Source organism: Comamonas testosteroni TK102, from assembly GCF_000739375.1.
GTDB classification, from domain to species: Bacteria; Pseudomonadota; Gammaproteobacteria; order Burkholderiales; family Burkholderiaceae_C; genus Comamonas; species Comamonas brasiliensis.
Map to the genome: position 1 here is coordinate 4229261 of NZ_CP006704.1, position 22492 is coordinate 4251752.

Annotated in this window: 15 protein-coding genes and 1 pseudogene; 6 read left to right on the forward strand and 10 right to left on the reverse strand. The window is 64.1% G+C overall.

The genetic code is table 11. The annotated features are described in order from the left end of the window. Positions 1-76: 76 nt before the first annotated feature. Positions 77-1072, reverse strand: a complete 996-nt coding sequence (locus O987_RS19125; protein WP_043374074.1) for a Bug family tripartite tricarboxylate transporter substrate binding protein — start codon at positions 1070-1072, stop codon at positions 77-79. Between the two features lie 97 nt (positions 1073-1169). Continuing rightward, on the reverse strand, positions 1170-2984 hold the full coding sequence (gene ilvD, locus O987_RS19130) for a dihydroxy-acid dehydratase (RefSeq protein ID WP_043374076.1): 1815 nt from the start codon (positions 2982-2984) through the stop codon (positions 1170-1172). Between the two features lie 469 nt (positions 2985-3453). Here ilvD and O987_RS19135 point away from each other — a divergent pair, with 469 nt between their 5' ends. The 3 genes from O987_RS19135 (at position 3454) to O987_RS19145 (ending at position 7353) form a co-directional block, all read left to right on the forward strand. Next, positions 3454-5670 carry a TonB-dependent receptor family protein gene (locus tag O987_RS19135; RefSeq protein WP_051962213.1) on the forward strand — a complete coding sequence of 739 codons (2217 nt, stop codon included), beginning with the start codon at positions 3454-3456 and terminating at the stop codon, positions 5668-5670. A 62-nt stretch (positions 5671-5732) separates the two neighbouring features. Then, on the forward strand, positions 5733-6857 hold the full coding sequence (locus O987_RS19140; protein WP_003053245.1) for a PepSY-associated TM helix domain-containing protein: 1125 nt from the start codon (positions 5733-5735) through the stop codon (positions 6855-6857). Between the two features lie 106 nt (positions 6858-6963). Continuing rightward, positions 6964-7353 (forward strand): VOC family protein, encoded by a 390-nt coding sequence (locus tag O987_RS19145; RefSeq protein WP_043374078.1) that lies wholly within the window; start codon positions 6964-6966, stop codon positions 7351-7353. Between the two features lie 72 nt (positions 7354-7425). On the opposite strand, the gene O987_RS19150 is transcribed toward O987_RS19145, so the two are convergent. From O987_RS19150 to O987_RS19175, 6 genes are all read right to left on the reverse strand, one after another. Then, on the reverse strand, positions 7426-10329 hold the full coding sequence (locus tag O987_RS19150; RefSeq protein ID WP_043374081.1) for an aconitate hydratase: 2904 nt from the start codon (positions 10327-10329) through the stop codon (positions 7426-7428). Positions 10330-10533: 204 nt separating this feature from the next. After that, the gene (locus O987_RS19155) at positions 10534-11634 is read right to left on the reverse strand and encodes a CaiB/BaiF CoA transferase family protein (RefSeq protein ID WP_043374084.1); all 1101 of its coding nucleotides are present in this window, start codon (positions 11632-11634) and stop codon (positions 10534-10536) included. Positions 11635-11716: 82 nt separating this feature from the next. Further along, positions 11717-12724 (reverse strand): tripartite tricarboxylate transporter substrate binding protein, encoded by a 1008-nt coding sequence (locus tag O987_RS19160; protein WP_043374087.1) that lies wholly within the window; start codon positions 12722-12724, stop codon positions 11717-11719. Positions 12725-12754: 30 nt separating this feature from the next. Beyond that, positions 12755-13936, reverse strand: a complete 1182-nt coding sequence (locus O987_RS19165) for a M20 aminoacylase family protein (RefSeq protein ID WP_043374089.1) — start codon at positions 13934-13936, stop codon at positions 12755-12757. 168 nt (positions 13937-14104) lie between these two features. After that, positions 14105-15100 carry a Bug family tripartite tricarboxylate transporter substrate binding protein gene (locus O987_RS19170; protein ID WP_043374092.1) on the reverse strand — a complete coding sequence of 332 codons (996 nt, stop codon included), beginning with the start codon at positions 15098-15100 and terminating at the stop codon, positions 14105-14107. A 100-nt stretch (positions 15101-15200) separates the two neighbouring features. After that, positions 15201-16907: an acyl-CoA dehydrogenase family protein gene (locus O987_RS19175; RefSeq protein WP_051962214.1), complete on the reverse strand. Its 1707-nt coding sequence runs from the start codon at positions 16905-16907 to the stop codon at positions 15201-15203. Positions 16908-17160: 253 nt separating this feature from the next. Here O987_RS19175 and O987_RS19180 point away from each other — a divergent pair. Next, a pseudogene (locus tag O987_RS19180) lies at positions 17161-18070 on the forward strand (LysR family transcriptional regulator). A gap of 5 nt (positions 18071-18075) precedes the next feature. Here O987_RS19180 and O987_RS19185 read toward each other — a convergent pair. Then, on the reverse strand, positions 18076-18726 hold the full coding sequence (locus O987_RS19185; protein WP_043374095.1) for an MSMEG_1061 family FMN-dependent PPOX-type flavoprotein: 651 nt from the start codon (positions 18724-18726) through the stop codon (positions 18076-18078). A 123-nt stretch (positions 18727-18849) separates the two neighbouring features. On the opposite strand from O987_RS19185, the gene O987_RS19190 reads away from it, so the two are divergent. Together O987_RS19190 and O987_RS19195 are read left to right on the forward strand one after the other, a co-directional pair. Beyond that, positions 18850-19650: an AraC family transcriptional regulator gene (locus O987_RS19190; protein WP_043374097.1), complete on the forward strand. Its 801-nt coding sequence runs from the start codon at positions 18850-18852 to the stop codon at positions 19648-19650. A gap of 222 nt (positions 19651-19872) precedes the next feature. After that, on the forward strand, positions 19873-20820 hold the full coding sequence (locus O987_RS19195) for a bifunctional helix-turn-helix transcriptional regulator/GNAT family N-acetyltransferase (RefSeq protein WP_043374099.1): 948 nt from the start codon (positions 19873-19875) through the stop codon (positions 20818-20820). Between the two features lie 142 nt (positions 20821-20962). Here the strand turns inward: O987_RS19195 and O987_RS19200 are convergent, their stop codons facing one another. Beyond that, entirely contained in the window at positions 20963-22291 is a 1329-nt protein-coding gene (locus tag O987_RS19200) for a sensor domain-containing diguanylate cyclase (protein ID WP_043374101.1), read from the reverse strand. Between the last annotated feature and the right edge of the window lie 201 nt (positions 22292-22492).

Genomic DNA, 22492 nt, shown 5'->3' on the forward strand with positions numbered 1-22492 from the left:
CCTGCCATGCGGCGCGGCGGGGCCGCGTCGGCCGCCAGGTCAGCGGCAAGGCCCCGAGACCACCGAACACGGTTGATCAGGCTTCGGCGGTGAAGCCCACCTGCTTGACGATGGGCGCCCACTTGGCCAGGTCTTCCTTGATCAGCGCCGCCAGCTCGGCGGGCGAGGACGACATGGCTTCCAGGCCGAACACAGCCAGGCTGTCAACCACATCGCGACTGGCCAGGGCCTGACGCATCTGTGCGTTGAGCCGCTCCACCTGATCGGGCTTGGCCTTGGCCGGCAGGAAGAAGCCGAACCACTCGCTGTGGGCCATGTTCTTGTAGCCCTGCTCGGTATAGGTAGGCACCTTGGGCATGAAGCGGTTGCGCTTGGAGCCGCTCACGCCCAGCAGGCGCATCTTGCCGCTGGCCGCGTGCTGCATGGCATCGCCCACGGGGCAGCTCACCGCGGCGATGCTGCCGCCCATCATGTCCAAGAGCGCAGGCTGCGAGCCGCGATAGCCCACGTGCTTGAAGTCGACGCCCGCCTGCTGGCCCAGCAGGGCGCCGACGAAGTGCGGCGTGGAGCCCGCGGCGGGCGAACCGAAGCTGGCACCGTCGGGATGGGTCTTGGCCCAGGCAAAGAACTCGGACACGGTGGTCACGCTGGCCGGCACCATGGGGCCGACGGCAAAGCCGAAGTCGAAGATGCAGCCCACGGTCACGGGCGTGAGATCGGCCACGGGGTCGTAGCCCAGCTTCTTGTAGATGTGCGGGTAGATGGTGAGCATGGAGGTGGGCGTCTGCAGCATCACCGAGCCATCGGCCGGGCGGCCCCTGACGTAGTTGATGGCGATCTGCCCGCCCGCGCCCGTGCGGTTCTCCACCACCACGCTCTTGGCATAGGCGGCGAGCTTGGTGCCCACTCGGCGGCAGATGGCGTCCGAGGTACCACCGGCCGCGAAGCCGGTGATGATGTTCAGATTCTCGAGCGGCGCCTGGGCCAGTGCCGGCAGGCCCAGGCCCGAAAGCAGCGCTCCCGCGCTGCCGGCGCCAGCGGCCTGCAGCCATTCACGGCGGTTGAAGTTCATATGGGTCTCCTTGGTGTTTTGAGTCGTCGTTGATTCTGTCCTTCAGGCCCTGGAGCGGTTTCACCCGCCCGGGTCCCTGCCTTTGCCTCTGTGCGCATCACTTGCTGTCGCGCAGCCAGGTCACCGCCCCCGAATGCGTGACCGCGCCCTGGTGGGCGGGACGCACGGTCAGCGCGTATTTCTCCAGCAGCCCGCCCAGGGGGCGCTTCTGCGCACGGCTGGCCCGGGCGGCTTCCAGCCGCGCGGCAATGACGGCGGGCTCCAGCTCCACCGTGATGCTGCGCGCGCCGGCCCTCGCATCGATGGCGATGATGTCGCCGTCCTGCAGTGCGGCAATCGGACCACCGTCAGCGGCCTCCGGCCCCGCGTAGCCTATGCACAGGCCGCGCGTGGCGCCCGAGAAGCGCCCGTCGGTGAGCAGTGCCACCTTGTCGCCCATGCCCTGGCCATAGAGCAAGGCAGTGATGCCCAGCATCTCGCGCATGCCGGGGCTGCCCTTGGGGCCTTCGTTGCGTATCACCAGCACATCGCCGCTCCGGTAGGCCATGGCCTGCACGGCGTCCTGCGCCTGTTCCTCGGAGTCGAAGACGCGGGCCGGACCGCGGTGCACCAGGGTCTTGAGCCCCGCCGTCTTGAGCAGGGCACCGTCAGGGCACAGATTGCCCTTGAGCACCGTGAGCCCACCGTCGGCCGAGATCGGGTTGCCGGCCTTGCGCACCACTTCGCCGTCGGGCTCGGCAGCATCGGCCACCTCCTCGGCCAGCGTGCGGCCCGTGAAGGTGAGTGCATCGCCATGCAGCAGGCCCTGCTCCAGCAGGGTGCGCAGGATGACAGCCGCACCGCCGATGTAGTAGACATCACGTGCCAGGAAGCGGCCGCCGGGCTTGAGGTCTGCGATCAGCGGCGTGCGCGCAAAGATCTCGGCCACGTCGTCGAGGTGAAAGCGTATGCCGGCCTCGTGCGCGATCGCCGGCAGGTGCAGGGCCGCATTCGTGGAGCCACCCGTGGCGCAGACCACGGCACAGGCATTTTCCAGGGCCTTGCGCGTGACGATGTCGCGCGGCAGCACGGCCTCTCCCCTGGCGCTGGCCCACACCATTTCCATGAGCTGACGGCCCGCGCGGCGCATCAGCGGCGCGCGTTCGCTGAACACGGCCGGCACCATGCTGGAGCCTATGGGCGCCAGGCCCAGGGCCTCGCTGACCATGCCCATGGTGTTGGCCGTGAACTGCCCGGCACAGGCCCCGGCCGAGGGCAGGCAGGAGCGCGTGACGGTGTCCAGCTCCTGCATGGTGGAGGTGCCGGCCAGCACCTTGCCTATGGTCTCGTAGGTGTCGACCACGTTAAGGGCGCGCCCCGATACGCTGCCCGGCATCTGCCCGGGCAGGGCCGAGCCGCCATGCACGAAGACGCTGGGCACATTGCAGCGCACCATGGCCATCATCAGGCCCGGCAGGTTCTTGTCGCAGGCACCCACGGCAAAGATACCGTCCCACTGGTGGCCGCGCACCGAGGCCTCCACGCTGTCGGCGATGAGCTCGCGCGAGATCAGCGAAAAGCGCATGCCCGAATGCGCCATGGTCAGGCCGTCGCTGACCGAGACCACGGGGCACTCGTGCGGCATGCCGCCTCCCGCGTAGATGCCGGTCTTGGCATGCTGGGCCTGGTCGCGGAGATTCATATTGCAGGGGCTCATCTCCCCGCCCGTATGGAACACGCCCACATGCGGGCGTGCAATCTCCTCATCGTCCTGGCCCAGCGCATGCAGAAAGCTGCGCGCGCTGGCGCGCAAGGTGCCGCGGTGCACGATGGCCGAGCGCAGGCCCGGGGCGGAGGATGACACAGAGGAGTCGGAGGGTTCAGCGTGGCCGCTGACAGCGGCCTGGGGATCGGTGGAGCGGGAATCGTTCATGGGGCGCGAAGCGGAAGCGGGATGAAGTCCAGCGGCTGCAGGAATGTGCCGGAACTTCGCCGCATGTTTATGAACGATAACGGTCAGACCCCGGTCCTGAACATTGGCGTTTCACCTTGCCGCCGCCCGCCTTGCCACAAGAAAAAGCCCGCTGGCGCAGCATTGCGCAAGGGACATGCACCGAACGCCCGCAGACCACAGGCTCCACTGCGGCCAGGCATGTCAGGCCGGCAACTGCACGCAGCGGCCCCGACCGGCCAGATTGCCGAACGGGGAGACTGCTATTTGTGTATCAACATAACCACAAACAGCCAAATGACAGCCATTCTCATTAATATCTGCGCCTGCCAATAAACGCCACATAGCCCCCTCCGGCTCCGACTGAAGACAAGAGATGCCGCCAGCGCAAGGCTGGCGCAGCGCGCTGTTCATGCCAGCCAGGTGCTGTGTGCCCTCCCCTACAACACCTATGGCTAACCTCCATCGTTCCGACTCCCCCGCTTTTTGCCTGAGCAGCGCTGCCGCTGCCGTTGCCGCAGCCCTTGGCGTGCTCGCCAGCCCCGTTCATGCACAGACGGCCAACGCCGCCGCTACCGAAGCCGCCCTGGACTCGGTCACCGTCACCGGCAACTGGCTGGACGGCGACATGTCTAGCGCCGAGAAGGTGCTGGAGCATCCTGGCGCACGCACCATCGTCGAGCGCGAGCGCATTCAGGAAAGCGGCGCAGCCACCTTGCGCGAAGCGCTGCGTCTGGTGCCCGGTGTGCAGGTTCAGGACAGCAACGGCACGGGCGGCAGCGATATCTCTCTGAACCTGAGCGTGCGCGGTCTGACCGCGCGCCTGTCGCCACGTTCCTATGTGCTGCAGGACGGCGTGCCCGTTTCCTACGCCCCCTACGGTCAGCCTCAGCTGTCGCTGGCGCCCCTGGCGCTGGGCAATCTGGACTCCATCGACGTGGTGCGCGGCGCAGGCTCGGTGCGCTACGGCCCGCAGAACGTGGGCGGCATCATCAACTTCACGACGCGCGCCATTCCCAAGACCTTTGCGGCCGAAGCCTCCATCGGCACCGAGATCTACAGCCACGGCGGCAATGTGAAGTCCACGCCAAGCTTCTTTGTGGGCGGCACCAACGAGGCGGGCCTGGGCCTGGCCGTGCTGTATTCGGGCACGCACGGCAAGGGCTGGCGCAGCAGCAACGACAAGACCGACATCGACGACCTGCTGGTCAAGGGCAGCTACAAGCTCGGCAACAACAGCAGCATCTCCGCTTCGCTGCACCACTTCGAGGGCAAGGGCCAGATGCCCGGCGGCCTGACCACGGCGCAGTACGCCGCCGACCCGTTCCAGAGCACGCGCAACTACGACCAGTTCACGGGCCGCCGCACCGACGGTTCGCTCAAGTACAGCTACAAGGACGGTCGCAACAATTTCGAAGTGCTCAGCTACTACGTGGACTCTTTTCGCGGCAGCTATATCGAACGCGACGCCACTGGCGCCAATGCCGGCAAGCGCAGCCTCACGGCCGCACCGCGCGACTACAGCTACTACGGCGTGGAGCCGCGCTACTCGCGCATTTTCGAGACCGGCTCCGTGGTGCAGGAAGTCAGCGTGGGCTATCGCTACCTGAAGGAAAAGAGCTCCGAAACGGCGCTGGCCACTTCGGGCTTGTATGTACCCGGCCAGGTCGATGCCATGGCTCTGCCGCTGAACACCACCCAGACCAGCCAGGGCGGCACCACGGCCAATGCCTTCTATATCGACAACCGCATCGATGTGGGCAACTGGACCATCACGCCCGGCGTGCGCTACGAGCGCATCCGCTCCTTCAACAATGTGGTGGACTACAAGGGCGCGACCGCAGCGGCCATCTACCCGACGGCGGCCGCCAACGAACTGCTGCCCACGCTGTCGGTGCTCTACCGCGTCGACAGCCACTGGTCGGTGTTCGCCAATGCCGGCAAGTCCTTCGGGCCCCAGCAGTACGCACAGCTGGCCCAGTCGTCCAACAACCAGCTCTATCCCGAATCGGCCAAGACCTATGAGCTGGGCACGCACTACAAGAGCGACACCTGGAACGGCGAGCTGACGCTGTTCAACATCGACTTCAACAAGGAGCTGTTCCTGGACCGCCCGGGTGACGGCACCGGCAACGGCATCTGGACCGATCTGGGCGCGACGCGCCACCGTGGTCTGGAATCGGCGCTGCGCTATGACTTCGGCAAGAACTACCCGGCACTCAAGGGCCTGTCGCTGGGCATGAGCTATACCTTCACCCAGGCCACCAGCCAGGCCGGCCCCTTCGCAGGCCGCGACCTGCCGCTATATTCGCGCCACACGGCCGGCCTGTCGGCACGTTATGCAATGGAGCGCTGGACCTTCAATGCCGACCTGAACGCCCAGTCCAAGCAGCGCTCGCCCGGCACGCCCGGCACCAGTGCCAATCCCAACTCCTACATCACGCAGGAAGATGCCAACGGCAATCTGGGCGATATCCCGGGCTTTGCCATCCTGGGCCTGCGCACCAGCTACCAGGCAGGCAAGGAGCTGAACAATCTGCGCCTGACCGTGGGAATGAAGAACGTGTTTGACCGCCGCTACTTCACCCGCTCCACCGACAACAACGGCGGCGGCAAATACGTGGGCATGCCACGCACCCTGTACGTTCAGGCCACCCTGCCGTTCTAAGCGGCGCCCCCGCGAGTCCACCCTCAAGGGCGGTCTCGCGGGACATCACACCATCACACGCAATGACTTCGCTCCGTTCCCTGTGGCTGCGCTTGCATCGCTGGTTCGCCCTGGGCCTGGGCTGGATTCTGATTCTGGCCGGGCTCACCGGCACCCTGCTCATCATCGGCCAGCCGCTGGACCGCATGGCACACCCCGAACTGTTCCAGGCCCGCACGACGCATGCGCAGCAGGCCCAGCAGGCCGCCGCGCTGACGCCGATACTGGCAAGAGCCCATGAGGAATTCGGCAGCAAGGCCACTTTGCGCTTCAGGCTGCCGCAGCAGGCACGGGACAGCCTGTGGCTGCGTGTTCAGGCGGCCAACTGGCGCGGCACCATTTACCTGGACCCCGTGACCGGCCAGGAGCAGGGCCGGCGCGGCGAGACCGAGGGCTTTGTCAACACACTGTTCAGGCTGCACAGCACCTTGCTCCTCGACGCCAACGGCAAGGCCATACTGGCCTGGACCACGCTGGCCTATGTGCTACTGCTGCTGACGGGCGTCATTCTCTGGTGGCCCAAGCGCTGGCCGGGCAACTGGCGCATAGAACTCAACAAGAGTCTGGTGCGCGCCCTGTTCGACATGCACCGCATCGGCGGCGTGATCATGGGCCTGCTGATCGCGGTCTCGGTCGTCACCGGGGCCTATATGGCATGGCGGCCGCTGGGCGACTGGCTCAATGTGCTCGTCAGCAGCACGGCAGTCAAGCCGCCCAAGCTGCCCACACTGGCTGCGCAAGGCTCCGCCCAACCGCTGCCCGCCGATGTGGACGCCATGCTGGCCTCGGCCCGCGCGGCCATGCCCGATGCCCAGGCCAGCTTCGTGCAGCTGCCGCCCAATGCCAAACAGGCCGTACGCATCCGCTTTCGCGCCCCCGGCGAACCGCACCCCAACGGCATCAGCTCGGTATGGCTGGACCCGCGCAACGGGGCGGTGCTGGACGTCAGGCGCTGGAATGAACTCGACCCCGGCGCTGCGGCGGTGGCCGTGGCCTATCCACTGCACACGGGCGAGCTGGGTGGCGTGCTGATGGAAGTCCTGGCCGGTCTCAACGGCCTGGTGCTGGGCGGCTTGGGCATCAGCGGAATCTGGCTCTGGTGGCACCGCCGCAAGGCCAGAAAGCTTGCTGCCCGGAGAAAATCCTGAGGGAGCCGGACTCGGATATCCCCGTTCAGGGCCGGGTCTGCTTGCATCACAGCCTCTACGGCGTCAGCATCTGGACTTCCACCGATGAGCAGACAAGGAGCTGAAGATGGCTATGAATCCCGTTGGCTGGTTCGAGATCTACGTGCAGGACATGTCGCGCGCCAGGAGCTTCTACGAAGCCGTGCTGGGCTGTCAGCTGCAAGCGCTGGCCATGCCGGAAGGCGGCGAGCACCCCGATATGGAAATGTGGGCCTTTCCCGGGAAGCCGGATAACGCTGGCGCCACCGGAGCGCTGGTCCGCATGCCGGAATGTCCCTCTGGCGGCGGCGGCACGCTGGTCTATTTCGTCTGTGAAGACTGCGCCGAGCAGGCCGCACGCGTCGCACGCAACGGCGGCCGCCTGCACCGCGACAAAGTCTCCATAGGCCCTTATGGCTTTATTGCCCTGGCCATCGACACCGAAGGCAATATGTTTGGCCTCCACTCGATGAAATAGGGCTCGCGCCGGTCCACGAAAAAGGCCCGCCTCCGAGGAGAGCAGGCCTTTTGACTTGGCAAGCTGGCGCAATCAGGCCAGCAGCTGCCTCAGCACATAGGGCAGGATGCCGCCATGGCGGTAGTAGTCCACCTCGATGGGGGTGTCGATGCGCAGCTTCACGGTCACGGTTTTCTTGCTGCCATCGGCCCTGGTGATTACCAGCTGGGCATCGCTTTGCGGCGCCAGGTCGGCGGCCGGGATCACATCGATGAACTCCTCGCCCGTCAGGTCCAGGCTTTGCCAGCTGTCATTGCCCTTGAACTGCAGCGGCAACACGCCCATGCCCACCAGATTGGAGCGGTGAATGCGCTCGAAGCTGCGCGCCACCACGGCCTTGATGCCCAGCAGCTGCGTGCCCTTGGCCGCCCAGTCGCGGCTCGATCCCGTGCCGTACTCTTCGCCGGCCAGCACCACGGTGGCTCGGCCCGCAGCCTGGTACTTCATGGCCGCGTCGTAAATGGCCATCTTCTCGGCCCTGCCGTTGTCGTCACGGTACAGCGTGATGCCGCCCTCCTCGCGCGAGCCGTCGGCCCGGGCGGGAATCATGAGATTCTTGATACGCACATTGGCAAACGTGCCGCGCATCATCACCTCGTGGTTGCCCCGGCGCGAGCCATAGCTGTTGAAGTCGGCCTTTTGCACACCATGCTCGAGCAACCACTTGCCGGCGGGTGAGGACTCCTTGATGGAGCCTGCGGGCGAGATATGGTCGGTGGTGATGGAGTCTCCGAACAAGGCCATGATGCGGGCACCATGCACCGCGCTGGGATTGGAGGTTCTGTCTGTCGTTGCGGGCGGCGCTTTCAGCTCCAGAGCAAAGTCGGCAAAGAACGGCGGCTCGGCGATATAGGTGCTCTCGGGCCAGGTATAGGTGGAACCCGTCACGCCCTGGATCTTTTCCCAGAGCTTGCCCGGCTCGCTGGCCACCTGCTCGTAATTGCTGCGGAAAGCCTTGCCGTTCATGGCGAACTTGAGCAGGTCCTGGATCTCCTCGCTGCTGGGCCAGATATCGCCCAGATACACCTCCTTGCCACCCTTGCCCCGGCCCACGGGCTCGGTCATCAGGTCCTTGCGCACCGTCCCGGCAATCGCGTAGGCCACCACCAGCGGAGGACTGGCCAGGAAGTTGGCCTTGATATTGGGGTGGATGCGTGCTTCGAAATTGCGGTTGCCCGACAGGACGGCCGCGCAGACCAGCTCATTGCGGGTGATGACATCGTTGAGCTCGGGCGTCAGATCGCCGGCATTGCCGATGCAGGTGGTGCAGCCATAGCCTGCCAGCGCAAAGCCCAGCTTCTCCAGATAGGGCAGCAAGCCCGCCTCGGTCAGATAACGGGTCACCAGGCGAGAGCCCGGCGCCAGCGAAGTCTTGATATGCGGCTGGACCTTGAGTCCCGCCTGCACCGCCTTCTTGGCCAACAGGCCCGCCGCCAGCATGACGCTGGGGTTGGAGGTGTTGGTGCAGCTCGTGATGGCCGCAATCAGCACATCGCCATTGCCGACATGCAGCACCGGCTCGTCGCTACCCGGCAGATCGCACACGGACTTGGCCGTCGCATCGTCGTGAGCGGTTTCCAAGGTAGGCCGGTTGCCGACCATCTCCACCACTGCCCGCTCCGCTCCTGCCTTGGGCGGCGGTGCATCGGTCGCCTGCTCACCTTCGCCGCAGCCCACGCGATAGCGCTGATCGAGCTTCTGCGGCGGCTGATTGAAGCCGTTGACCGCTGCCGATGCCGTGAACAGCTCGGTGAACTTGCGCGCCACATCGCCGATTTCGATACGGTCCTGCGGACGCTTGGGCCCGGCCAGACTCGGGGCCACAGTACCGAGATCGAGCTTGACCACATGCGAGTAGTCGATCTCGCCGGCCTGGGGCACGCCGAACAGCTGCTGGGCCTTGAAATAGGCTTCGAAGGCCTGGATCTCGCTCTTGGTGCGCCCGGTTCCCTTGAAGTACTCGATGGTCTTTTCGTCGACCGGGAAGAAACCCATGGTCGCCCCATATTCAGGAGCCATATTGCCGATGGTGGCGCGGTCCGGCAGCGAAAGGCTGCGCGTGCCTTCGCCGAAGAACTCGACGAACTTCCCGACCACTTTTTCCTTGCGCAGCAGCTCGGTGACCGTGAGCACCAGATCGGTGGCCGTCACGCCCTCGCGCAGCTGGCCGGTCAGCTCGAAGCCCACCACATCGGGTGTGAGGAAGTACACAGGCTGGCCCAGCATGGCCGCCTCGGCCTCGATGCCGCCTACACCCCAGGCCACCACGCCGATGCCGTTGATCATGGTGGTATGACTGTCGGTGCCGACGAGGGTGTCAGGGTAGTACACCGCCTCGCCCTTGCCGCTCCTGGCCTTGTGCACGCCCCGCGCCAGATACTCCAGATTGACCTGGTGCACGATGCCGAAGCCCGGCGGCACGACGCCGAAGGTGTCGAAGGCCTGCATGCCCCATTTCATGAACTGGTAGCGCTCCTGGTTGCGCTGGAACTCCAGCTTCATGTTCAGGTCCAGCGCCTTCTTGGTGCCGAAGTAGTCCACCATGATGGAGTGGTCCACCACCAGGTCCACGGGCACCAGCGGCTCGATGGACTTGGGCTTCTTGCCCAGCTTGGCAGCCGTGCTGCGCATGGCGGCCAGGTCGGCCAGCAAGGGCACGCCGGTGAAATCCTGCAGCACCACGCGCGCGACGACAAACGGAATCTCGTCAACACGCTCGGCCTTGGGCTGCCAGCGCGCCAGCTGCGCCACATGCTCCTCGGTGATCTTGTTGCCATCGCAGTTGCGCAGCACCGACTCCAGCACGATGCGGATCGAGACCGGCAGTCGCTTGATTTCGGGAAACTGCTTGGCAAGTGCAGGCAGCGAGTAGAACTTGGCTTTCTTGCCTTCGGCCAGCTCAAAGGACTTCAGGGTTTTGGCAAAAGCATGCGACATCGTGAGACTCTCCATGGACAGAACACAGGGGTAACGCTTTTACATTCCATTGTGCACACAATGCCCGTGAAAAGGGTGAGACAGGGCGCCGGCAACGCGAACCCTGCCCACATCGGTGCAAAAGGAAAGCGCTCTACGGGCGGGCTGGGATCTCGGCGCAGACTGCTCAGGAGCCTCCGTCAGGCAGAAAATCCTGTCCCTCGCTCAGGGGGCAAAGCGATAGCTGGCCGGCGTGCGGCCGAGCTTGACCGGAGCGCCCAGCCCCTGGTACTGGTCCATGGTCACTACCATCTCGCGGTGCGCTGTATGCGGATGCTCAAGCGCCTGGGCGACATCCAGCACCGGCGCGGCGGGCACGCCGATGGCCATCAGCTCGTCGGCCAGCTGCACACCATCGAGCGATGCAAACGCCTGTTCGAGCAGGGGCTTGAGCTCGGCGCGATGGACGGAGCGCTGGCCTGCGCTGGCAAAGCGCTCGTCCTGCGCCAGCTCGGGTCGGCCGACATGGTTGCACAGCAGCCGGAACTGCCGGTCGTTGCCCACCGCCAGGAAGATGGGGGCAGCGCCAGTGCTGATCACGTCATAGGGATAGATATTGGGATGGGCATTGCCCGAGCGTTGCGGCACCTTGCGCCCCATGAACCAGTTGGCGGCATGGGGATGGAGCAGCGACAGGCCGGAGTCGTAAAGCGAGGCATCCACCAACTGGCCCTGCCCGCTGCGCCCCCGCTCGTGCAGGGCCAGCAGAACGCCTATGGTGGCGTTCAGCCCGGTCACCATGTCCACCACCGGCAGGCCCACGCGCAGCGGGTCTCCGTCGGCCTCGCCATTGATGCTCATGATGCCGGCCATGGCCTGGATGGCGGCGTCATAGCCGGGCAGGCTGCCCAGAGGGCCGTCGGCACCGAAGCCCGTGACGCGGCACCAGATCAGCTGCGGCAGCTGCTCGCGCATCTGCTCAAAGCCTATGCCCCATTTCTCCATGGTGCCGACCTTGAAGTTCTCCACCACCACATCGGCCTGGGCCATCAGCTCGCGCACGCGCTGCTGGCCTTCGGGCGAGGACAGATCGAGAAACTGGATGCGCTTGTTGCGGTTCAGGCCGAAGTAGTAGGAAGCCACGCCGTCGCGAAACGGAGGCCCCCAGGTGCGCGTGTCGTCGCCCTGCGGCGGCTCCACCTTGAGCACATCGGCGCCATGGTCGCCCAGTATCTGCCCGCAGAGCGGCCCGCCGAGGATGCGTGACAGATCGAGAACCTTGATGCCCTGCAAGGCTCCGGCGCCGATCGTGACTGGATTGTGCATGTTTCAATTCCCTACAGAATACGGACCCTGGCCCGCATAACACTCAAAATGTGGCTCAAAAATTCTTTGCGGCTGACCGCAATCAGGCCAGGGGCGTGCGGCCCACGCTGCGCACCAGCGCACTCAGGCGCTGATGGATGGCAGCAAAGCTCCGGTCTGCCTCGGCCTGCGAGGTCACGGGCTGCCGGATATGCTTGCCCTCCAGCTCCAGTCGGCTGCGGATGTCCTGGTGCACCAGCGCCTGCCCTATGGCGCCGCGCAGAACTGCCACGCGGTCGGCGGGCGTGCCCTTCTTCACGAAGTAGCCTGCGCTGACCGTGTATTCGAAGTCCGGACTGAGGCGGCTTTGCGATATCAGCGGCACATGGGCCAGCTCCTTGGGCAGGGTCTTGGAAAAGCTGGTCAGGATCTTCAACCGTCCCTGCCTGGCCATGCCTTCGAAGCTGGCCTGATAAGGCAGGATGGCGAAGTCCACCTGCCCGCCTGCCAGGTCCTGCAGGGCCGGCGCGGCGCCCTTGTAAGGCACGTGCAGAAACGGCAGCTTCAGTCTGGCTGCCAGGGCATCGCCCATCAGGTTGTACATGGAATCCACGCCCACCGTGCCATAGGTCAGCGGGCCGTTCTTGCCGGCGCGTGCATATTCGATGAAGGCGTCATAGCTGTCGACCGGCAAGCCGCTCTTGACCATGAGCACGATGGGCGACTCCGTCGTGGGAGCCGCCAGTGTGAAGTCGCCCGGCTTGTAGCGCGCTGCCGTATTGAGCATGGGCGCCAGGAAGATCTCGTTAGCCGAGCCGTGGAAGAACATATAGCCGTCGGCCGGTGTGTTGAGCACTTTGGCCGCAGCAATCAGACCCGTACCGCCCCCCAGGTTCTCCACCACCACCTGCTGCCCGAGGCTGCGGCCAATGGATTCGGCAAAGATGCGTGCCGCCACATCGCTGGCTCCGCCGGCGGGAAAAGGCACCATGAGAATCAGAGGCTTGGCCGGAAAGCTTTCTGCAGCCCGGACCCAGCTCGAACCTGCCGCCAAGGCAGCCGTCTGCCACAGTGTGTGCCGCATAAAGCCGCGGCGGTTCCATATACCCATCTCCTGCCTCCCATTTCAGCAAGCGGCCGCTCAGGCCAGATAGCTTTGCACCAGTTGCGTCCAGAAGGCCGCACCGATGTGCAAGGCCTTGTCATTGAAGTCGTACAGCGGGTTGTGCACCATGCAACCGCCATCCTCGCCCACGCCGTTGCCCAGCCGGATATAGGCGCCGGGACGCTTTTGCAGCATGTAGGCAAAGTCCTCGCTGCCCATGGTGGGCGTGCGCTCGCCCACCTTGTCCTCGCCCAGCAGGCTGATTGCCACCTGACGCGCGTACTCGGTCTGGGCTGCGCAGTTCACGAGCACCGGGTATTTGTGCACATAGTCGATCTCGCAACCGAGCTGGTAACTCTCGGCCTGGGCCTGCACAAAGGCCTTGATGCGCTTCTCCACCCAGCTACGCACATCGGGATGCAGGGCACGCACGCCGATCTTGAGCACTGCGCTCTCGGGCACGATGTTGAAGACCTCGCCAGCCTGGATGGAGCCCACCGTGATCACGGCTGCCTGCTGGGCATCGAGCTCGCGCGTGATGATGGACTGCAGGCCCAGCACGATGCTGGCTGCACACTGCATGCTGTCTATGCCATGGTGCGGCATGGCGCCATGGGCGCTGCGCCCGCGCAGCGTGACGGTCACGCGATCGAACGAGGCCATGGCCGGCCCCGGGCTGATCGCCATCCTGCCCACGGGCAGGCCCGGCGCGTTGTGCAGCGCGTAGATCTCGTCGCAGGGAAACAGCTCGAACAGGCCTTCGTCCACCATGCGCATGGCACCACCCTCGTTTTCCTCAGCCGGCTGGAAGATCAGGTTCAGCGTGCCGTCGAAATCGAGCTTCTCGGCAATGTACTTTGCCGCGCACAGCAGGATGGCGGTATGTCCGTCATGGCCGCAGGCATGCATTTTCCCGGGCAGGCGGCTGGCGTAGTCCAGACCTGTTCTTTCGAGAATGGGCAAGGCGTCCATGTCGGCGCGTATGCCCAGCGACTTGCTGCCCGAGCCTTTCTTGAGCACCCCGACCACGCCGGTCACACCCAGGCCGCGATGCACCTCATAACCCCAGCGGGCCAGGGACTCGGCCACCATGTCGCTGGTGCGCGTCTCTTCGAAAGCAAGTTCGGGATGGGCATGGATGCTGCGGCGGACATCGACGAACTCGGCAGCGACCGCCTGCAGTTGCGCAAGCAAAGGGGATGGGCTTGAAATTGTCATGGCGATGGATAGTTGAAGAGCCTGGGCCCATGTCTTTCATGGGCCCGCAGGCAGTGGCTGGTGGTGCTGAACAGTGTCCCCTCGCAACCCATGCAAGAGGTTTCGAAAAGTTCTAACACGACCAGCCTGCAATGGCACGCGTTTGCTTGCATCCAAGCAACTGCAGCGTCAGTCCAGCGTGACACCGGCCTTTTGCACCACCTCGCTCCATTTGCCGAGTTCGCTCTTCACAAAGCCGGCCAGATAGGCGGGTTTGGTATCCACACCGCGCTCCAGACCCTGGGCCGCAAAGGCCTTCTTCACATTGTCGGAATCCAGCGCCTTGGCATAGGCCTGGTTGAGCAGCGCGACCCGATCAGCGGCCATGCCCTTGGGGCCGACCACGCCGAAGAACACGCTCACGTCATAGTCGGGCAGGCCCTGCTCGGCGATGGTGGGAATCAGGGGCATGGCGCTGGAGCGCTTGGCCGTGGCCACGCCCAGGGCCTTGACCTTGCCGGCCTTGATATAGGGCATGGCCGTGAGGATGTCGGTGAAGGTCATCTCCACCTGACCGGCCAGCAGGTCGTTGAGAGCCGGCCCCGTGCCCTTGTAGGGCACATGTTGCAGCTCGGTACCGGCCATGCCGTTGAACAGCACCCCCGCCAGATGGGACGAGGCGCCATTGCCGGAGGAAGCAAAATTGAGCCGCCCAGGCTTGCTCTTGTCCAGCTCGATCAGTTCCTTGACGTTGCTCACCCCCAGGTTGGGCCGCACCACCAGCACATTGGGCAGATAGCCTACATAGATGATGGGCGAAAAGCTGGTGCGTGGGTCGTAGTTGATGGACCTGTACAGCGGCTTGTTGATGGCCAGCGGGCCCGATGTACCGAACATCAGCGTGTAGCCATCGGGCTTGGCGCGGGCCACGAAATCGGCACCGATATTGCCCCCTGCTCCGGCCTTGTTCTCCACGATCACGCTCTGGCCCAGTTCCTTGGTCAGCTCGGTGGCCAGAATGCGAGCCATGGCATCGGTGGGGCCGCCAGGCGGAAACGGCACGATGAAACTGATGGGTCGCTCGGGAAATTTCTCGGCGGCCTGGACATTCAAAGAGAGGCCCAGGCACAGAGCGGCACTGGCGAGCGCGGCCGGTCCGACCAGCAAACGGCGATTGATATTCATGACTTGTCTCCTTGGGTTGTTCGCCAATCGGTGTTGGCTTTCAAAATGCATAGCTGCCGGCGCTTGCCTGTATTGCGCCAGCGCTGCTTTGTGTGTCAATTCACTTTTGCCATTCCGGCGGCACTTCGGCCGCCGCCAGCGGATCGCGCGGCAGCACGCGGTGCATCAACACCAGTTGCGACAGGCGCAAGCGCTCGGCCGAGCCCGTCTGCCTGGCTTCCCAGGCCATGGCGATGGCCGTGGTGCAGTTGTAGAGCGCGGTGGCCGCCTGACGGGCCAGCACGTCGCCTCCGTCCTGGGCAGCTCTCTCGGCCAAGGCGCTGGCGCGCTCCAATGCCTGCTCCAGCGCCTGGCGGTAGCCGGACACCAGCAGGGCCTTATCCAGTAAGGCGTGCAGATACTGCTGCAGCACCGGCAGCGAGCCCTCGCGCTTGATGGCGCGGATCACGTCCAGCGCCACGATATTGCTCGTGCCTTCCCAGATCGAGCCCAGATGCGCATCGCGCACCAGCCGTGGGTCGCTCCACTCCTCGATATAGCCACAGCCGCCACGCACCTCCATCGCGTCGCCGGTAACCTTGCGTGCATCGCGGCAGGCACGGAACTTGATCAGCGGCGTGAGAATGCGCAGCAGCGGGTAGGCCCCCTCTTCGCCCGCGTCCGAACGCATCAGCGTCTGTGCGGTCTGGAACACCATGGTGCGCGCCTGCTCGGCGGGCACGCGCAGCTTGTCGAGCTGGCGCTGCATCAGCGGCATGTCTTCAAGGCGCTTGCCGAAGGCGATGCGCTCGTGGGCAATGAACTCGGCTTCGGCCACGGCGCGGCGCATCATGCCGGCCGAGCGCACACCATTGGAGAGGCGCGAGTTGTTCACCATGTCGGCGATCTGCACAAAGCCCCGGCCCTGCTCGCCCACCAGATAGGCGGTGGCGCCTTCCATGCGGATCTCCCCACTGGCCATGGACTTGGTGCCCATCTTGTCCTTGAGACGGACGATTCGGTAGAGGTTGTCGCTGCCATCGTCCAGAGTGCGCGGCAGCAGGAACAGGGAGATGCCTTTCATACCCGCCGGCGCCCCGTCCACGCGGGCCAGCGCCATGGCGAACTCGGCATCGGGGTTGGAGCAGAACCACTTGTCGCCGGTCAGACGCCAGGAACCGTCGATCTGCGGATAGGCCACGGTCTGCGTGTTGGCGATGTCGGAGCCCGCAGCCTGTTCGGTCATGAACATGGCGCCCTGGGCTTGGTTGTCCCAGTCCAGCGACAGCAGCTGCGGCAGGTATTTGTCCACCAGCTCGGACGTGCCGAACTTCTTGAGCGTGCGTGTCAGTGAATCGGTCATTGACAGCGGACAGCACAGACCGAACTCGGACTGCACGAACAGATAGGTCAGCGCGTACTTGACCGCTGGCGGCATCTTGCCCTGCCAGCCCAGCATGTCGTCGCGGTGCGATATGGCCTGCAGGCCGAACTCGCCGTAAGCGATGCGCTCTAGCTCTTCATAGGCAGGGTGCTTGATGATGCGCTGGCTGTCCTGACCGGAGCGGCTGCGATGCTCAAGTGTTGGTGGATTCCTGTCGGCAATGCCGGCCAGTTCGTCGATGCGCCCGCCGGCCAGCTCACCCATGCGCTGCAGATAGGGCTGCAGGTGGGTCAGCAGATCCTCCGGCAGATAGAGTCTGAGCAGCGACTGCAGCTCAGGGTCGGTGCTGTAGAAATTGGCACCGTGGCGGTCTGGAACGGGATGGGCTGCAGCGCTGGCAGCCAGGGCCACGGCATGCATCTGGCTCTTGTCGTTGGCGGACATGAAGGTCTCCTGCTGAATTCGAATACACCCTGGGGACGCGGTGCGCCTTCCTCCTGGATGGGGATGACAGCCGCGCTGCGGGACGGCGCGGCCGCCTGGACCCTTGCTCTCGGTCTCCGGGAAGGCGGCGATGGGTTCATGCGCCGTGCATCGCACAAAGAGCCTGGGACTGCTGCGAATTTCAGCACCCTGATATATTCACGTCAAATATTATTAAAATCTTTTCCAATACTTTTTATATATAGATAACAGCATGGAACTGCGGCTGCTGCATTACTTCGTCACCCTGGCCGAGGAACTCCACTTCAGCCGTGCGGCCCAGCGGCTATCCATCTCCCAGCCCCCTCTGTCGGTGGCCATCAAGCAGCTGGAGCAGGAACTGCAGGCCCAGCTGTTCGAGCGCAGCAGCAAGGGAGTACGGCTTACGGCTGCCGGCGAACATCTGCTGGGCAAGGCGCGCCAGCTGCTGGCTCTGAGTCAGCAGGCCGCACAGGAAACACGCGATGTGGCCCAGGGCACGCGCGGCCATCTGCGTCTGGGTTTCGTGGGGTCTAGCCTGTACCGCGGCCTGCCGCAGGCGCTGGAACAGTTCCAGCACAGCCACCCCCAGGTGCGCGTGGACATGCTGGAAGCCAATAGCGCGGAACAGATCCTCGGTCTGCAGCAGATGCGGCTGGACATGGCCCTGGTCCACTCCATACAGCCCCCCCGAAGGCATTGACAGTCAGCTGCTGGTGGAAGAGCCTTTCGTGGTCTGCCTGCCCGAGCAGCACCCGCTTCACGACCGTGCCTCCATCGATCTGGCCGAACTCAGGAACGACCGCCTGATCCTGTTCTCCAGCCTGGTTTCGCCGACTTATCACCAGCGCATCTACGAGATGTGCCTTGCCCATGGCTTTGCCCCCGAGGTGCGCCACGAGGTAAGACACTGGCTGTCGGTGATCTCCCTGGTTTCGTTGGGCCAGGGCGTGGCCCTGGTGCCCGAGGCGCTGGCTCGCGTGGGCATGCCGCGCCTGGTGTTCCGAGTGCTCAAGGGCAGCCATCCGTCATCGGAGATGCTGGCCATGTGGCGTCGCGCGCCCGCCAATCCGCTGGTGGCCCGCCTGCTCGCCTGCCTGCGCGCGGCCGCCGAGTCGCTGAACACCCCTGCCGACTCCACCTGACTGTTTCAGCCATACAGATCACTGCGCACCGCCTGCTGATAATGCGCATCGAGCTCCTCAATGCTGGCATGCTCGCCGTCCGTAGCCTCAGGGCCCGCCTGCAGCGCGGCGAAGCCGACCAGCATCTGTCCGATGCTGGGCAGCTCACTGCGCTGCGACCGGGCCGCCGGCTCCCACAACCGTGCCCGATTGACGGCCTTGCCGCAGTGAAACAGCACTTCGTCAACGCGCACCACCGTGGCGGTTTTCGGCGTTTTCTCGCCTTCATGCAGCTCCTGCAGCAGCTCGGCGGCCGCACTGACGCGAGCGCGGCCGTTGATGCGCAGAAACACCTCCAGGCCGGGGAACAGGAACAGCATGGCGACCCGCTCGTCGTGCTGAAGATTGCGCAGCGATTCGATGCGGTTGTTGCCCGGCCAATCGGCGAAGACGAGGGTTTTGTCATCCAGCACATGGACAAAGCCGGGCGGCCCGCCGCGCGGCGAAGCATCCATGCCGGCAGGGCCGGCAGTAGCCAGACAGAAAAAACTCGCCTGCTGCAGATACTGCCGATGGAAATCGACCAAACGGTCGAGCACCGCCTTCTGTATGCGCTCGCTCGGCTGCGCATACAGGGCGTCAAGTTCCACCTGCTTCGGTTTCCGGGTCTCTGACATCTGGACTACTCCTTCTAAAGAGCAGCGAGCCTAAGGCAGAGCCCTCTGGCGGCTATAGAATTGTTCAGCCATTGAATAGCGGAAATCCGCCAAACTGATTGACTGCCTGCCATCCATCTCGCAATGTCCGACCTGCTGGAATTACTGCAACCTCATCTGGATGACGACGCCGGCCCGGTCATCCTCGCGGCCACTCGCTGGCAGGCGCAGGAGCTGTCCTCCGAAACGCATCAACATGCGCGCGGCCAGCTGTTTGGCTCGCTGCGCGGCCTGATCTCTGTGACTGTGGAAGACGGCGTCTGGATCGTGCCCGCCATCCACGCCGTCTGGCTGCCGCCCCACCATCGGCATTCGGGCCGCTCGTTCGGACCCTACCATGGCTGGAGCGCCTATATCGCTGAGCATGCCTGCGCCGATCTGCCCGCCAGGCCTTGCACCTTGCGCGTCTCTGGCCTGCTGCGCGAAGCGGTGTTGCGCCTGGCGGCCGGCTGGACTCACCCGGCACAGCCATTGCGCTCGCCCGAGCTCGACAATGTGTCCAGTGTGGTGCTCGACGAAATCCGCCACCTGCCAAGGCAGGCCCTCCTGGGCCTGCCCTTGCCTAGCGATTGGCGCGTGCAGCGCATTGCCCAGGCAATGATCCAGAACCCGGCCGATACCCGTGATCTGACGGCCTGGGCCGACTGGGGAGCGCTGAGCACCCGCACGCTGAGCCGCCGCTTTGTGGCAGAAACCGGCTACAGCTTCAGCGCCTGGCGCCAGCGCATGCGCCTGCTGCGCTCCCTGGAACTGCTGGCTGAAGGCGTGCCGGTCAGCCATATCGCACTCGATCTGGGCTGGGCCAGCCCCAGTGCCTTTATCCAGTTGTTCAAGCGCGAGTTCGGAGAAACACCGGGCATTTACCGCGCACGGCTGGGATCCTGAACCCCGGAAAGCGGCGCGTGCGTCACGGTTGCGCCACTGGCAACGCAGCCACCGGGGGTTCAGACACTTCATGACGAAAGAGCTTCGCGAAACCGGGCTCTTGCCATGAGCGTCCCCGCCATCCGCCTTGCAGGATTCAGCGCCCTGCGTATTGCCTGCGCAACTTCTACAAAACTGCCCGTCGATCAAATGGTTGTATCATACAACCATTTGAGGAAATCTATGTCAAACGAACCGTCTCTAGTCGAGCAGATACGCGCTTACTCACGCTCCATGGCGCGTGATTGGGGCTTCATGGGCGAAAGCATTGCAGGCGCAGACCTCTCCCCGTCCGCCGTGCATGCGCTTCTTGAAATTGAAGAAGGCAATGTCAACGCCAAGGACCTTGGGACAATGCTTCGACTGGAAAAATCCAGCGTCAGCCGGATGCTGCGCAAACTGGTGGAAGCCGGCGATGTCAGTGAGTCACCTGACCTCCACGACAGCCGGCTCAAGCAGCTGTCGCTGACTCCTGCGGGCAGGTTGCGCGTCGAATCCATTCATGCACATGCTCGCGCACAGGTCACGCATGCCCTGGAACGCTTGAACCCGGGACAGAAGCACACCGTCTCGAAGGGCTTGCAGCTTTACAGCGCTGCACTGTCGTCCCGGATTCAAGGCGACAAGGAAAAGCCGGTCGTGGAGCTCGTGAGCGGCTATCAGCCGGGAATCATTGCTCGCATCACCCAGATGCATGCGCAGTACTACTCTCGCGAAGCCGGGCTGGGCCAGCGTTTTGAATCCGTTGTTGCCGCGGGCCTGGCCGAGTTCTCAGATCGCCTGAATCACTCCCAAAACCGGATCTGGACCGCCATGCATGAAGGAGAAATCATTGGCTCGGTTGCCATTGATGGCGAAGACCTCGAGCCCGGCATTGCACACCTGAGGTGGTTTATCGTCGATGACAGCGTGAGGGGAAGCGGTGCAGGGAGACGGCTGCTGAGTGCAGCACTCGAATTTGTCGACCAGCAGAAGTTTCGAGAGACACAGCTTTGGACATTTAGCGGGCTCTCTGCGGCTCGCCATCTGTACGAGTCATATGGCTTCAAGTGTGTTGAAGAGTGGGTTGGCGATCAGTGGGGCAAACAGATGCTGGAGCAGCGATTCTCCAGAGTCGGCTCCGGCAGCTAGGACTGTTTTCCTGATCAGCGCGCTTTTTGGCCAGCCACTTCGACACCTCAACTGAGGCCGCGATCATGCCGATGGCTGAAATGGACAGCTGCGAACCTCGTGAGCCTATCCAAAGCCGCCAGCACAGCCCACCGATTGGAGATTAGACACCGGCCAGGCAGACGCTGTTGCGGCCTTTTCGCTTGGCTTCGTACAAGGCCCTGTCCGCCATGTCGATGAGGCTAGCGCAGGAGGAATCCAGCGCAGCACCACTTGCGCAGGCGACTCCCACGCTGATGGTGATCTGCACCAATCCGGTTTGCTCATTGCCTAGCGACAGGGCCTCGACCTGTTGCCGGATGAATTCGGCGAGCCTGGCCGCGCCAGACAGACCGGTGCCTGGCAACAGAATGGCGAATTCCTCGCCCCCATAGCGGGAAACCAGACTACCTGCGCGCTGGACGCAGTGCGCCAGCAGGCCTGCGAAACACTTGAGCACCTCGTCGCCGAACGGGTGCCCAAAGCTGTCGTTGAGCTGCTTGAAATGATCGACATCCAACAGAAGCAGCGAAAGTGCGCTCTCCGACCGGTGTGCTCTGCGCCACTCCGACTCCAGCACCTCATCGAACCGTCTGCGGTTCACCAAGCCTGTCAACGCATCCTTCACGGCCAGGGACTCCAGGTGCAGGGTCAGCTGCCTCAGCTCTTCCTGTTGCCGCCGTGACGCGGTGATGTCGACATGCGAAAAAAAGCTGCAACCGTTGGTTTGGGTTCCGCGCAGCTCCACCACGCGCACCCAGCGATCCTGAGGCAGAGCCAGCACATAAGGAGCCCCTGAAAACCGTTGCCGCTCCGTGAGCACCGAAAGTCCTGTTGCATAGTCCGTGGTCGGCTGCTCCTGCGCCCACGACTGCGCATAGATTTCTTCGAACAGGCGCGCGCCAAGACACTCGATGTCCGGCATGCCATAGAGCACCATAAAGGAGTGATTGGCCCAGACCGCCCTGTCCTGCTCATCGACCATCAGGATGCCGTCTGCCAGACTTTCCAGGGCCAGCGCCGTATCCTCCGAGATCTGCCGAGGCCGTCGTACCTGCCTGGGGTTGATCCGGTCCTGCATCCCCGTGAGCAAGGGAGCTGTCTTGCGCCACAGTCTGATCCGGCCCAGAGGCCCCAAGGGAAGAGAGGCGGCCCGGACGCGATAGTCATAGTGGTCGAACTCGAACGCACGCTGCTGGTTGTGATGCCGCTGGATGCCCTCTTCGATGTAGCGCTCCATGCATGGCAGCTCCTGCGCCGAAAGCCTTTGCAGATAGAAACGCCGCAGATTCTCGCTATAGGCTTCACCGGCATAGACATGCCCGGCATGCTCGGGGAAGAACTGCAGAAAGGTATCGTTCCACAGCTGGGTTCTGTCGTTCGCATCAAAGACGCAAACCGCCACTTCCAGCTGGTCCAGGGCCAGCGCCACGACGCGGAGAATCGAGATCAAGATTCGCTACACAGACAAAGTTGACCGAGCAGGTTTGTCATCTCGGGCCCGGAACAGCCCCCTGCAAACCCAGGTAAGAGTGAGATCTGAACGCAGCGAGGCAACTGCCGGTCTCTCGATGCAGGCTTTGGCAAGACAGCCAGACTGGAGCAGCCGCTGCGGCCGCCAGCAGTGACCAGAGCCATGGACGCAGACGCCACG